The following is a 13,195-nucleotide window of genomic DNA, read 5'->3' as shown; positions in this document are numbered from 1 at the left end:
TTAACCTGTTTGATCTAAACGAGTACCTAACGTTTCTAGATGAGAAGGGAATAGTCCTTGTTTACGATCTTCAAAATAATGTCGCAGCGTATGTTCAACACTCGGAAAAGCAAGTTCAGTCCATGGAATTTCATGTTCTTCAAATAAACGGCATTCTAGGCTTTCTTCACCAGCACCGAATAAACCTTGTTTTAATTGGGCTTTAAAGAGGACATAGATTTGTCCAATGCGTGGAATATTATACATGCAGTAAAGCTGTTCAATTTCTACTTCGGCTTCAGCCTCTTCTCTTGTTTCGCGTGCGGCCCCTTGCTCCATTGTTTCGAACAATTCCATATAGCCAGCAGGGAGTGTCCATAATCCATAACGAGGTTCTATGGCACGACGACACAGTAAAACTTTGTCATCCCAAATTGCTAATGCTCCACAAATCACTTTTGGATTTTCATAGTGGATGTTGCCACAGTTTGTGCAGACCAGTCTTGTTTTATGATCACCTACTGGGATTTTTGCTTCAGTTTGATGTCCACACGCAACGCAAAAGCTCATAATTATCATCAGCGATAGAGATCACTCAGCATAACCGAATTTTTATCACTTCGCATCATGATCTATGATTGTCATGGAAATTTCAGTTATGATGATTTGTAAGGATCGTAAGAATAAGAGATGAGTCATATGGAAGAGCCATCGTTAATACAACTTTTAGAACAACGGTTGCGTTTTTCCAAACGAATCCAACAAGCAGATGCAGCTGTATTAATTGCGATTACGCAAGAAGCGCAGCCTAAAGTATTGCTCACGCGGCGTTCTATGCAATTGTCTCAACATGCAGGTGAAGTATCATTTCCTGGTGGTAAGCGCGACCCAAGTGATACGAGTAATATTGTTGTTGCTCTACGAGAAGCACAAGAAGAAACCGCATTAAATCCATTTGATGTCAAGCTTTTGGGAGATTTGCCTTTGCAACGTGCTCGCAGTGGTTTATCGGTCAAACCTATTGTTGGTTTGATTCCTGCTGAAGTGGATTTGATTGCCCAACCCACAGAAATTGATCGTATTTTCTTTGCCCCGTTACAACAGTTAATTGATGCGCCGCCTTTACCGTATGAAGTGCGCCTTGCAAGACAGTCAATTTATTTTCCAAGTATGCAAGTTGAGAGTGAAATAGTGTGGGGGCTGACTGCACGCATGTTGGTGTCGTTATTTCAATATGGGCTGGGATATCAAAAGAATTGGCCTTTCCTAGTAAATCCTCCTCATTTCGGTTTATCTAAATTTTAATCATATTTTATTAAGGTGAATTTTTAACATGATGTATAAGTATCAAGGATTGAGTCCAAAAGCATTATATGAACCGTGGGATGGTTGGATTGCTCCAACAGCGACGGTGATTGGTCAAGCAGAATTAGGCCGCCAAGTTAGTATTTGGTTTGGTGCAGTTGTACGAGCCGATAATTCTAAAATTCGTATTGGAAATTTTTCAAATATTCAAGAAAATGCTGTTTTACACACAGATGCAGGAATTGAGCTCAATATTGGGGAGTATGTGACAGTTGGTCATCAGGTAATGTTACATGGCTGCACCATTGGAGATAACTCTTTAATTGGTATAAATGCTGTCGTATTAAATAATGCCGTGATTGGTAAAAATTGCATCATTGGTGCAAATGCCTTGATTCCTGAAGGCAAAGTTATTCCCGATAATTCTGTGGTCATGGGTTCACCTGGAAAAGTAATTAAAACTTTAGATGAACAGGGGGCTGTGAGATTGCGTTTAAGTGCCTTACATTATGCTGAACACTATAAAAACTTCTTAGAATTGGAAGAATTTACATTCTAGTAAAGGGAATTAATATCAATTCATTATTTGCCAAGGATCAACTTGGCTTTTTTGTATCTATCAAAAGCCAATAACTCGCATAGCGCGTTTGGGTGGAGTATGATACTCATCGTTTTTTATCTCTTTCAGACTAAGGTTTTTGCATGAAGTTGCTTGCATTGGAAACTGCAAATGAGCAGTGTTCTGTTTCATTGATTGATGAGGTTCAGGAACTATTTTTCCAATTGGATGCGCGACCTAAAGCACAAACACAAACAATTTTGCCGTTAATTGAACAAGCATTATTGAAAACAGGAATACAATTTTCTGATTTGACTGCAATCGCCTTTAGTCGTGGACCAGGTTCATTTAGTGGTGTTCGTATTAATGCTGCTGTTGCACAGGCATTGGCATGGTCTCAAGATTTACCCGTTATTCCTATATCAAGTTTACAAGCTCTAGCACAAGCAGCATATCGTTTAACTGGTCTAACTCAGGTCAGTGCTGTACTCGATGCGCGTATGAAAGAGGTCTATATTGCTAATTTTAGCTTAGATGATCATGGGATTATGCAGGCTGTAGATGCCGAAAAATTATTAAATTATGAAGATGCCGCAGATTATTCTCAATTTGAAATAATTGGTTCTGGTTCAGAATTGATTAAGCCTGATCTCGTAAAATCAAGTGACGATTCTATGTCAAAAATTATTGCGACTGCACAGGATATCTCAATCATTGCTCGTGTATCTGCCATGCAACAAAAATGGGTAGATGCTGAACAGGCATTACCTGTGTATTTGCGTGATGATGCATGGAAGAAAATTCCAGATCAAGGTAAAGCAAACTAGGGTGAATTATGGGTCTTTTATTGCTATTAAAAGCAGCAATGATGGGGTTGGTCGAGGGCATTACTGAATTTCTACCCATTTCGAGTACAGGACATTTAATTCTAACTGGTCAATTACTTGATTTTTGGAGTATTGAAAAAAGAGATATGTTTGCTGTGGCGGTACAAATAGGTGCAATTGCTGCTGTCATTTATGAATATTGGGGGAAGTTGTGGGGTGCCTTGATCGGTGCACTTACAGGACAAGAACAAGGTCGTCGCCTCAGCCTAAATTTAATTATTGCTTCTATTCCAATCGTAATTATTGGCTTGACCTTTGGTGATGTAGTAAAAGCTTATCTTTTTAATGCAATTACAGTCGCGATTGCTTTAATTATTGGTGGTTTCATTATTTTGTGGGCCGAACGTCGTCAGCATCAAGTGGTTAGTCATGAAGTTGAAGATTTAACTTTTAAACAAGCTACATTAATTGGTCTTATCCAATGTTTTGCACTCATACCAGGAACTTCACGCTCAGGTTCAACCATTATTGGTTCACTGTTTTTAGGTATTTCACGTAAAGCTGCTGCCGAGTTTTCATTTTTCCTAGGTATTCCTGTGCTGATGGGGGCAGGTTTATTAGATATGTATAAAATGCGCCATGAATTACATAGCAATGATATGGTGGTTCTAGGTGTTGGAATTGTTGTCGCTTTTATTTCTGCATTGATTGTGATTCGAGCACTGATTCGATATGTTTCTAAACATGACTTCACCGCATTTGCGTATTATCGTATCGGTTTCGGTGTTTTTATCTTGGCGACTTGGTGGACGGGTTGGGTGCATTGGTAATGCAGATGAAATGTTGGTATCCAGCAGAATGTGAACAGCAATTTCAGCGATTGCAAACACGTTTGGCTGAATTGAATGTACAGCTTACAGGGCAATTGGTTGAAAAGATCAATGCTCGTTTTCTGCGTTTAAATCCAGAAATGGCGTTGGTTTTGGATGAAGATGGATTGAGTCTCTCCGCGAATGGCATGAAAATGCAACCTGATTGGCGTGCTGAAATTCCTCGTTTAAAACGGGCCAGCTTAAAATCGGAAATGCTTGCTAGAGCTTGTCAACTTGGTGAAAAACCAAGCTTGATTGATGCAACAGCTGGACTTGGTCATGACAGTTTACTTATGGCTTATCTCGGAGCAAATGTTCGTTTGATTGAACGACATCCGATTCTATTCGTGTTATTGGAATACACTAAGGCACAAGCTGAACAAGATGCATTTTTACAAGCACATATGTCACGCATTCAACTGATTCATGCCGATTCAAATAGCTATTTAAATGAGTTGGCACAACAAAGTGAATATGTAGATGTTGTGTATTTAGATCCTATGTTTCCGCAGCGTGATCAGAATCATCAAGCCCAGAAAAAACAAGCACAAGTGAAAAAGCAAATGCAGTTATTGCACATGTTACTACCTGAAGATGGAGAAATGGATTTAGGTGATCAGCTGTTGCATTTAGCTCAAAAAATTGCGAAGAGAGTGATAGTTAAACGACCGAGACATGCTGTTTATCTAGCAGAGCAAACACCGGATCATCAATGGTTGGGAGATGCATGTCGTTTTGATGCATATTTTCCAAAAGGTCAAATATAAATAAGAGCAATTTGATTGTTTGGCTTGCGTCAATGCTACGTAAAGATTTGTGATATAGTGCAAAAGCATGATTGCTAAAAAATTCTTGTCGAGCTTAAACTACAGTCACGCATAGCGTCTTTTTAGAAAAGTACGGTTTATTCAATATTTAGAATAGCATGTTTTCAGTTTAGGCTAGAAAAGAGAACCTCCCGAAGAATTTTATGATTGACCTTAAGCCCTCTATTAATATCTGGCATGATTTTAAAAGTAACCAAATTGCTGGAATGTGGTTGTTTCTTGGGTCACGTCGTTCATTACAAGTCGTTCATCCATCGATTACTCAACTTATTATTTGGGGAGTTTTGGGTGGATGTACCAACTCTTTATATAGTTGGTTAGTAGCAGGTCAAATTGGTGATTTTAACCCTCAAGGGCTGATTGGCTATGCACTTTGGCCTTTTATTGCATTGATTGTGGGTATTTTCCTCTCTCAACGCATGAATCAACCTCGCTTGATGTTAGTACCTGCATTATTGTGGCTTGTTCTTGATACCAATATTCTGCTTTTACAATGTATCATTCAGTATTTGGGTTCAAATGGCTATCTAAATTTTATCCCAGATAGTATCTACAATGGTTTCTTGCCTCCATTGTTTGTCGGTTTATTCGTTTGGCAAAGTCTCGCCGTCATTTGGGTCTTTTCTCGTGCTTTAAACTGGCCGTGGTGGGAACGTGGTTTAGTTTTTATTGCCACTATTGCGACGATGGTCGTTTGGCAGCTTTCAGTTAAAGATCAACCCATTTGGAAAGTAGAACAAACACCACCAAGTTTCGCCGAAGATGCATTTTATGCCCAATCTGATTTATTAAATCAGGCGCTTGATCAGATTCAATATGGTGATATCACTAAAAGTCATTGGTATTTTATGGGCGTGGCAGGTGATAGCTATGTGGATGTATTTAAATCTGAAATTGAGCGAATAAGAGAGCAGTTTGATACACGATTTGGCACAGTGGGTCGTTCTATCATGTTAATCAATAATCCAGCGACGCGTTTAGAAGTGCCGATCGCCTCTAAAACCAGTATGGAATTGGCGCTACGCCGTATTGGTCAACAAATGAATCGTGATAGCGATGTGTTATTTTTATATATGACTTCACATGGCGAACGTAATCATTTTGAAATTGAAAATGCGCCTTTAAATTTGGGGCAAGTTGATCCGAAGTGGTTACGTGAAACTTTAGATAAGTCAGGGATTCGCTGGCGAGTCATTGTGATTTCAGCTTGCTATTCGGGTAGTTTTATACCCGCATTACAATCACCTGATACTTTAATTATTACTGCTTCAGCAGCAGATAAAACCTCTTTTGGTTGTAATAATGAAGCTGATTATACTTATTTTGGACGTGCATTTTTCGATTTGGCAATGCGTGAACAATATTCGATGAAAACAGCATTTGAACAAGCTAAGCAAACTGTTACGAAGTGGGAAGTTGCACAAGGTGTTGAACCGTCTGAACCTCAATGGGCAATCGGGCGTAATATGGAATTGATGTTGCCACAATTAGAACCATATTTATTTCCTACACAGAATTTGACAACAACAGATATTACAAAATCACAGGATGATCAACATGCAGCTCATGCAAAAAAATCGTTGTTTTGAGGGTGAACAACGAATTTATCAACTAGAATCTCAACATCTTAAAGGCTTAGCCAAAGTAGGTGTATATTTACCGCCCGCTGCTTTGGAAGGGAAGCCGTGTTCAGCATTATTTTATCTTGCTGGTTTGACTTGTACAGAAGATACATTCGCCATCAAAGCACATGCTCAACGAATGGCGGCACGATTAAGTCTGATTTTGATTATGCCTGATACTTCACCCCGCGGTGAAAATGTGGCAAAAGGGGATCATTGGGATATTGGTCAGGGTGCAGGTTTTTATATCAATGCGACGCAACAGCCTTGGGCTGAACATTACCAAATGGAATCTTATTTGGTCGATGAACTGTATGCGCATGTATTACAAGAGTTTCCAATCATTGAAAGTCAAATTGGTATCTTTGGACATTCGATGGGTGGTCATGGTGCTTTGACTTTGGCATTTAAATATCCTGAACAATTTAAATCAGTTTCTGCTTTTGCTCCGATTTGTGTACCAAGTATTTGTCCTTGGGGTGAAAAAGCATTTAGCCAATATCTTGGTGCTGATCAACAACAATGGTTAGCGCATGACGCTACAGCATTGATTCAACAAAAAGGTCGAATTTTTGATGAAATTCTGATTGATCAAGGTTTGGATGATCAGTTCTATGATCAATTAAATCCTGAAAAGTTTAAGCAAGCTTGCTTAGATGTCGGTCAACATCTGACTTTGCGTTTACATAAAAGTTATGATCACGGTTATTACTTTATTCAAAGTTTTATTGATGATCACTTACAGTTTCATGCCATACAATTAGAAAAAGTTGCAGGTTAAAAAAAGAAGCTCATATGAGCTTCTTTTTAATGATGCTGCCATTCAACAATAAACTCTTGTTGTGCCATTCGATTTAAATGGTCAATCACCACGTGTTCTAAGCGTTGAACATCTTCTTGCTGATTTTCAATCAGTACACCTAGGTGCTGTTCATTTGGCGTAAGAGTAACCGTTGCTGTCGGCATAAAAATTTTTGAATGTAGCTCAGTCTCTGATACTTCAAATTTATGCTTCCAATGATTCACTAAACGTTTACTAATACGTTTGGCTTCAATTGTTTCAATTTGAGTTGTGCTATTCATATGTATAGGTCATCTTTTTATGTCATAAGAAAACATAACAAACATGAAAGCACAAAAAAATAGTATCTCTGCAACGGCATGTTGCATGTTTGCAATGCTCGAATAATATGTTTGTAACAGCCCTAAGCAGAATGAATTTGCTATAATTGATTAATCATTTCTTCCTAGTTGCCAGGTCATCCATGTCCAAGCCTTATTTAATTGCTCCTTCAATTTTATCTGCTGATTTTGCACGTTTAGGTGAAGATGTAGAAAAAGTTCTAGCTGCGGGTGCAGACGTTGTACATTTTGATGTGATGGATAACCACTATGTGCCGAATCTGACTTTTGGTGCGGGTATCTGCAAGACATTAAAAAACTATGGCATTAAAGCACCGATTGATGTGCATCTTATGGTTTCACCTGTAGACCGTATGATTGGTGATTTCTTGGATGCGGGTGCAGACATTATTACGTTCCACCCTGAAGCAACAGATCATATTGATCGTTCTTTGCAGTTGATTAAGTCTGGTGGTGCGAAAGCTGGTTTAGTATTCAATCCTGCAACGCCGTTACATCATCTTGATTATGTTTTAGATAAAGTGGATCAAATTTTGTTGATGAGTGTAAACCCAGGTTTTGGTGGTCAGAAATTTATTCCGATGACTTTGGAAAAACTTCGTCAAGCACGCAAAATTATTGATGCGAGTGGTCGTGATATTCGTTTAGAAGTTGATGGTGGTGTTGGCCCAGCAAATATCCGTGAAATTGCGGAAGCAGGTGCCGATATGTTCGTTGCCGGTTCAGCGATTTTTGGTCAACCTGATTATAAAACTGTCATAGACCAAATGCGTGCAGAGTTGGCAAAAGTTGGTGCAACAGAAGTTTAGTGTTTTTATCCTATTTTTCACACAAGCCTGTGGATAACCTTGTTTATAACTGGGTGGATAACCGTGTTGATAAGCAGGTGGATAAGATGTTGTTAAAATAAACAAAATCATTTCAATTGTTTATATTCACAACAAAACGATGAAAAAAGGACAGGTTTTTGTCCTTTTTTTGTGCATTAACTTATTCATTTTGCTTTCTTTTTGTCCGTCGATGTCAAATTGTCGATTCGTTTGATAAAACAACAATCTGATATAAGCTTTGAATAGATTTATCCAAATTCAAACACTTCGATGATTGTGCATAACTATAAAAGAAATTATGCTAAGCAGACTAAATTAATTTTTGATGATTGAAACAAGGAACATTAAGTGCAACTGCGCAAGCAATACAAACATCTGTGGTTTGTATTCCTGATGATATTTTTCATCGGGGGGAGCAGTGTGGCTGTTGCAGCAGTTCAAACCCTTCAGTCTGATCAAATGATGTCTTCAACGCCCCAAACCATGTCTTGTCATGACCAGCAAATGATGGATCAACATCATCAAATGCCACATGCCCATTCGGGTAATTTCATGAAATGTCATGAAGGAATGATGCAAGATAATGTACATTGTCAGGACTGCAATAGTTCTTCACATTGTCAAACGGTTAATCTTGCTTTGGATCAACAGACACCGAGTCTGTCTTCTTCGCCCTTTTTAGAGTTAAATACGCATATTCATACAGCCTATCAGGCTCGACATCTTGCTGGCTATTGGCAAGAGATTTTGCGCCCTCCTAGAACCTAATCTGTCTTTAAAAGCTGTTTCTCTATATCACAGAGAAATGAGCAATTTGAAAAGTTAACAGATTAGGAAAAATATTATGTCCTCAAAAATATATGCTGGTGTCATTGCTAGCTTAAGTCTATTGTTTGCACCTGATAGTTGGGCTGCAATAAAAGAATATCACCTGAATATTAACCAAGGCGCGGTGAATGTGACTGGAAAACCAGTGAAACGCATCACGGTCAACGGCAAATTTATTGCCCCACTGTTAGAGTTTGAAGAAGGCGATGAAGCAGTCATTCATGTGCATAACCAGTTGAAAGAACAAGACACTTCACTGCATTGGCATGGATTGTTGTTACCTGGTTTGATGGATGGTGTGCCAGGTTTTAATGGTTTTAAAGGCATTAAACCGAACGGTAGTTTTGAGTATCGTTTCAAAGTTCGTCAAAACGGAACTTATTGGTATCATGCGCATAGCAAAGGACAAGAGCAAGATGGCTTGTACGGCGCTTTAGTGATTTATCCGAAAGGAAAACAACCTGTCGCTGCACATGAAAAAACACAGCGTGATTATGTGGTGATGTTGTCAGACTTCCATGAAACGGAAAGTGACAATATTATGGCAAATCTGAAGAAGTCGGCTGAGTATTATCAAAATCAAAGAGAAACGGTCAGCGATGTCTGGAAACAGTTAAAGCAGCAAGGTTTAAAAGCCACATGGCAAGATCGCTCAATGTGGAATCAAATGCGGATGCTGAAAACTGATTTATCGGATGTCACTGGCTATACCTTTCTCGTCAATGGAAAAACACCTCAGCAAAATTGGACAGGTGCGTTCAATGCAGAAGAAAAAGTTCGGTTACGTTTTATCAATGCTTCGGCAATGTCTTTTTTTGATGTACGTATTCCAAACTTAAAAATGACCGTGGTCAGTGCAGATGGTCAGCCGGTCAAACCCATTCCAGTCGATGAGTTTAGAATTGGTGCGGCAGAAACTTATGATGTGATTGTTGAACCAACTCAAGCGCATTATCAAATTCAAGCAGAGTCAATTGATCGCTCAGGTTTTGCAATCGCATCATTGCAAAATGAGATGAATCCAGCACAAAACAGCGTGATGATGCCGCAATCGCGTCCACGTGCTTTATTGACCATGGAAGATATGGGCATGGATCATGGTTCGCATGGTCAAATGGATATGAGCAAAATGAATCATGGCTCAGATCAGCAAATGAAGATGACAGATATGGAACATAGTCAGCATCAGATGCCACAGGACAAAGCTCAGATTGCACTGATGCAACAAACTGCGATGGATCATAGCGCACATGGAAAAATGGACATGTCGAAAATGGATCATAATGCACATGCTCAGATGGATATGTCTGCTCCAGCAACGTCAGATCATAGCGAACATCAGATGGTCGCATCTTCTGAAAAAATAGCTTCAGATACCGTGCAGGGATGGGCGAATGCAGCAACACCCGCAGGTCATAAAGCTTTAAGCTATGCAGATTTGAAATCATTACAACCACAAACTGAAAGCTATAGCCGTCCTGTAGAGCGTGAATTAGTGATTCGTTTGGGTGGAACCATGGAACGTTATATTTGGACGATTGATGGTAAAAAATTCAGTGATAAAGATTTCGAACCATTGAAAGTTCAGTACGGTGAACGTATTCGCTTGAAGTTTGTGAATGAAAGTATGATGGCGCACCCAATGCATTTACACGGCATGTTTATGCAGTTGGAAAATGGTCAGGCTCCACGGGATATGCCAAATAAACATACCGTCATTGTGCCACCTGGCAAGACAGTTACAGCCCTATTGACTGCGGATGAGCTTGGCGAATGGGCAATCCATTGTCATTTGATGTATCACATGAGTGCGGGCATGATGAGTAAGTTGATTGTTGCCAATGTGGATGACAGCAAAGCTCCAAAACAAGCACCAGTTCAATCATCTCAAGGAGCGAGCCATGCACATCACTAAGCGATCTTCGAAGATGAAACGTTATACGCAATTATTGGCGATGGGTAGTGTGGTTACTTCTTTGAGTGCATTTGCTTATGCGCATGAAGGGCACGATCAGATGATGCAAATAGATAGGCTGGCACAGCAGAACATGGCGATAAATGCATCAATTCCGATGGATCATTTGCAACATCAAAGTTCAATGCTTTCCTCACAGACGCAAAATAAAGATGAACATGCTGACCATTACAAAGAGCATGGTGGACAGATCTATCAGGTGATTCAGCTAGATACACAATGGTTGTTGGACGAAGATGGACAAGGCACACTCCAATCCAAATTGAAAACTTGGATTGGAACCGATGAGAACAAGTTATTTATCATCGCGGATTATGCCAAGGTCGAATCGGAAAAATCTGAGCAGAGTCTTGCTGCACTTTATAGCCGTAATATTACTGACTTCTGGGATGTACAAGCAGGGGTAAATTACCGTTATAACCCTGAGCGTGAGTTGGATAAGGAACAATTCGAAGGAGTTGTCGGTTTACATGGTATGGCACCTTATTTCTTTGAAACAGATGCACATGTCTATTTCGGAAAAGATCAACAATGGCGTTTTGTTCTGGAAACCGAAAGAGACTTATTACTCACACAAAAGTTGATCATGCAGCCTTATCTGGAAATGGAATGGGTCATTCGAGATGAATCCAAGTATGCTGCAAAAACCGGCCTAACAAATGCTGAAGTAGGCATCAAAACCCGCTATGAAATCGTCAAGAATCGAGTCATGCCTTTTATCGATGTCGGTTATGGCTACGGCAAAGGGCTTAAAGAAACCAATTGGCAAACGGCCAGTGACTCTAAAACAGGGTGGGTCTATGGCGCAGGGCTAAGCTTAAAGTTCTGATACTTCATCTAAAATGTCACTTTACTGAGATACTGTTGGTTTATACTAACAGTATCTTTTTTGAGTCATTCATGGTGCATAAATGGCTTTTGAACAACAAAACAATGCCTATATTGATAAAACAAATCAATTTGAAACATCTAAACAGAAAAGTCAAAGTTCACCACAATTAGAACTGCTGTCAAATGATGGGACGATGAATGTCAGTTATTATTATATTCCGCATATGAGCAGTATTGTTGAAGCCCAGCGTGTGCGTAAAGCATTGCTTCCTTTTATTGATAACTTAATCGAGCATTGTATTGATTTAGATGCAAGACATCTGACTTTATATCATCACAGTTCAATTGATGATGTAACCTTAGCATTACAAGGTTTAAGTTTGGGTGCCGAACTACAACAAACAATGTCACATTATGAACCTTTAGAAATGATGGTATTTGAAAAACAGAGTTCTAATCATATTGATCAAACACAATCTAAAAATAATGATTCAGTATTTATAGTTCAAAAATTTTTTAAAACTATGCTAGAAAAGTTAAGGCGATGGATTAACGCCTTAAGAAATAAAAAGGATAGATAAATGCCAAGATGGATGTATGGCTTATTGGGGTTGGCTGTTTTATGGTTAATTTGGAATAAAGCGATTAAACCAACACCGAATGTCAGCCAAATCACAACTCAACAGGGCGTAGAGGTGGTGGCATTGCAAAGTTATGAAGGCTCTTTTCGTGTATTAGGTCGAGAGGATTATAACTTGGGGCGTGAAGCTGAGTTTTCGCCTATGGATATTGCAGTTGGTTGGGGAGAAATGGCGAATCCAAAAGTATATAAACAGATTGATATTTCTCAGAGTAATCGTTGGTATTATTGGCGTGTTGATCAGGAACCACCAATTTCTTTAAGAGATATTTCAAGACATAGCGCAAATATGCATTTAGTACCAGCAGATGCTTATGTCGCATCTCAGATAAAAAAAATAAAAAAAGATGATTTAGTCTATTTAAAAGGCTCATTAATTGAAATTCAAACCAAAGATGGATGGCGTTGGAAAAGCTCTTTATCGAGAGAGGATACTGGAAACGGTGCTTGTGAATTAATGAAAGTTGATAGCATTGTTTGGCAATAAAAATTTAATTTTCATGGTCTTAAACTTTTTTAGATATACAACAATTCACATAATTGCAAAATGTACAGTAAACTGCTGAGTGAAGAAGGACGACCTTCTGTAAATAATCACGTTGGGACGACCCGACTATTGATAAAGTAGACTGTTAAAAATGGCTTGGGCAATTTTAATTGTGGCGGGTATTTTTGAAATTATTTGGGCATATTCTATGAAAATGTCTGAAGGTTTTACAAAGTTAACGCCAAGCATCGTGACTATTGTTTTCATGATTTTAAGTGTTGTTTTATTGTCGATTTCAATGCGTTCACTTCCTTTAGGCACAGCATATACGGTGTGGACAGGGATTGGAGCGATTGGCTCTTTCGTGGTTGGGATTTTAGTCTTAAATGAGCCGATGACAGCCATGCGAATGATTGCAGCCGTATTGATTGTTTCTGGTTTAGTTTTAATGAAGCTTTCGTCAAATTAAG

16 protein-coding genes are annotated in these 13,195 nt (G+C 39.0%); 14 read left to right on the top strand and 2 right to left on the bottom strand.

Going from position 1 to position 13,195, the window contains the following annotated elements; translation table 11 throughout:
* Positions 1–549, bottom strand: coding sequence for an NUDIX hydrolase (locus tag F933_RS01595; protein WP_005057770.1), 549 nt, complete (start codon positions 547–549; stop codon positions 1–3).
* 120 nt (positions 550–669) lie between these two features.
* Between F933_RS01595 and F933_RS01590 the strand changes: the two genes are divergently transcribed.
* The 7 genes from F933_RS01590 to fghA all read left to right on the top strand — a co-directional run bounded on the left by F933_RS01590 (position 670) and on the right by fghA (position 6,772).
* Positions 670–1,284 (top strand): CoA pyrophosphatase, encoded by a 615-nt coding sequence (locus F933_RS01590; protein ID WP_167539050.1) that lies wholly within the window; start codon positions 670–672, stop codon positions 1,282–1,284.
* A gap of 31 nt (positions 1,285–1,315) precedes the next feature.
* Positions 1,316–1,843, top strand: coding sequence for a gamma carbonic anhydrase family protein (locus F933_RS01585; RefSeq protein WP_167539054.1), 528 nt, complete (start codon positions 1,316–1,318; stop codon positions 1,841–1,843).
* A 143-nt stretch (positions 1,844–1,986) separates the two neighbouring features.
* Positions 1,987–2,670, top strand: a complete 684-nt coding sequence (gene tsaB, locus F933_RS01580; protein ID WP_005056824.1) for a tRNA (adenosine(37)-N6)-threonylcarbamoyltransferase complex dimerization subunit type 1 TsaB — start codon at positions 1,987–1,989, stop codon at positions 2,668–2,670.
* 8 nt (positions 2,671–2,678) lie between these two features.
* Positions 2,679–3,500, top strand: a complete 822-nt coding sequence (locus F933_RS01575) for an undecaprenyl-diphosphate phosphatase (protein ID WP_005057764.1) — start codon at positions 2,679–2,681, stop codon at positions 3,498–3,500.
* Positions 3,500–4,309, top strand: coding sequence for a class I SAM-dependent methyltransferase (locus F933_RS01570; protein WP_005057761.1), 810 nt, complete (start codon positions 3,500–3,502; stop codon positions 4,307–4,309). Before F933_RS01575 ends, F933_RS01570 begins: the two co-directional genes overlap by 1 nt.
* A gap of 203 nt (positions 4,310–4,512) precedes the next feature.
* Positions 4,513–5,958, top strand: coding sequence for a C13 family peptidase (locus tag F933_RS01565; RefSeq protein ID WP_005057759.1), 1,446 nt, complete (start codon positions 4,513–4,515; stop codon positions 5,956–5,958).
* On the top strand, positions 5,927–6,772 hold the full coding sequence (gene fghA, locus F933_RS01560) for an S-formylglutathione hydrolase (RefSeq protein WP_005057757.1): 846 nt from the start codon (positions 5,927–5,929) through the stop codon (positions 6,770–6,772). Before F933_RS01565 ends, fghA begins: the two co-directional genes overlap by 32 nt.
* Before the next feature lie 26 nt (positions 6,773–6,798).
* Here the strand turns inward: fghA and F933_RS01555 are convergent, their stop codons facing one another.
* Positions 6,799–7,074 carry a DUF2218 domain-containing protein gene (locus F933_RS01555; RefSeq protein ID WP_005057755.1) on the bottom strand — a complete coding sequence of 92 codons (276 nt, stop codon included), beginning with the start codon at positions 7,072–7,074 and terminating at the stop codon, positions 6,799–6,801.
* 182 nt (positions 7,075–7,256) lie between these two features.
* Between F933_RS01555 and rpe the strand changes: the two genes are divergently transcribed.
* From rpe to F933_RS01520, 7 genes are all read left to right on the top strand, one after another.
* Positions 7,257–7,943, top strand: coding sequence for a ribulose-phosphate 3-epimerase (gene rpe, locus F933_RS01550; protein ID WP_005057752.1), 687 nt, complete (start codon positions 7,257–7,259; stop codon positions 7,941–7,943).
* A 369-nt stretch (positions 7,944–8,312) separates the two neighbouring features.
* A complete protein-coding gene (locus F933_RS01545) occupies positions 8,313–8,732 on the top strand; it encodes a hypothetical protein (protein WP_005057750.1) in 420 nt (139 codons plus the stop codon).
* A 76-nt stretch (positions 8,733–8,808) separates the two neighbouring features.
* Complete coding sequence (locus F933_RS01540) at positions 8,809–10,707, top strand: copper resistance system multicopper oxidase (RefSeq protein ID WP_005057749.1); 1,899 nt, start codon at positions 8,809–8,811, stop codon at positions 10,705–10,707.
* Complete coding sequence (locus F933_RS01535) at positions 10,694–11,596, top strand: copper resistance protein B (RefSeq protein ID WP_005057748.1); 903 nt, start codon at positions 10,694–10,696, stop codon at positions 11,594–11,596. Before F933_RS01540 ends, F933_RS01535 begins: the two co-directional genes overlap by 14 nt.
* An 82-nt stretch (positions 11,597–11,678) precedes the next feature.
* Positions 11,679–12,179, top strand: coding sequence for a hypothetical protein (locus tag F933_RS01530; protein ID WP_005057746.1), 501 nt, complete (start codon positions 11,679–11,681; stop codon positions 12,177–12,179).
* The gene (locus tag F933_RS01525) at positions 12,180–12,725 is read left to right on the top strand and encodes a hypothetical protein (RefSeq protein WP_005057744.1); all 546 of its coding nucleotides are present in this window, start codon (positions 12,180–12,182) and stop codon (positions 12,723–12,725) included.
* A 151-nt stretch (positions 12,726–12,876) separates the two neighbouring features.
* Positions 12,877–13,194: a DMT family transporter gene (locus F933_RS01520; RefSeq protein WP_005057742.1), complete on the top strand. Its 318-nt coding sequence runs from the start codon at positions 12,877–12,879 to the stop codon at positions 13,192–13,194.
* The last annotated feature ends 1 nt before the right edge of the window (position 13,195 follow it).

Source organism: Acinetobacter beijerinckii CIP 110307 (genome assembly GCF_000369005.1).
GTDB classification, from domain to species: domain Bacteria; phylum Pseudomonadota; class Gammaproteobacteria; order Pseudomonadales; family Moraxellaceae; genus Acinetobacter; species Acinetobacter beijerinckii.
This window is presented reverse-complemented; position numbering and strand designations above follow the sequence as displayed.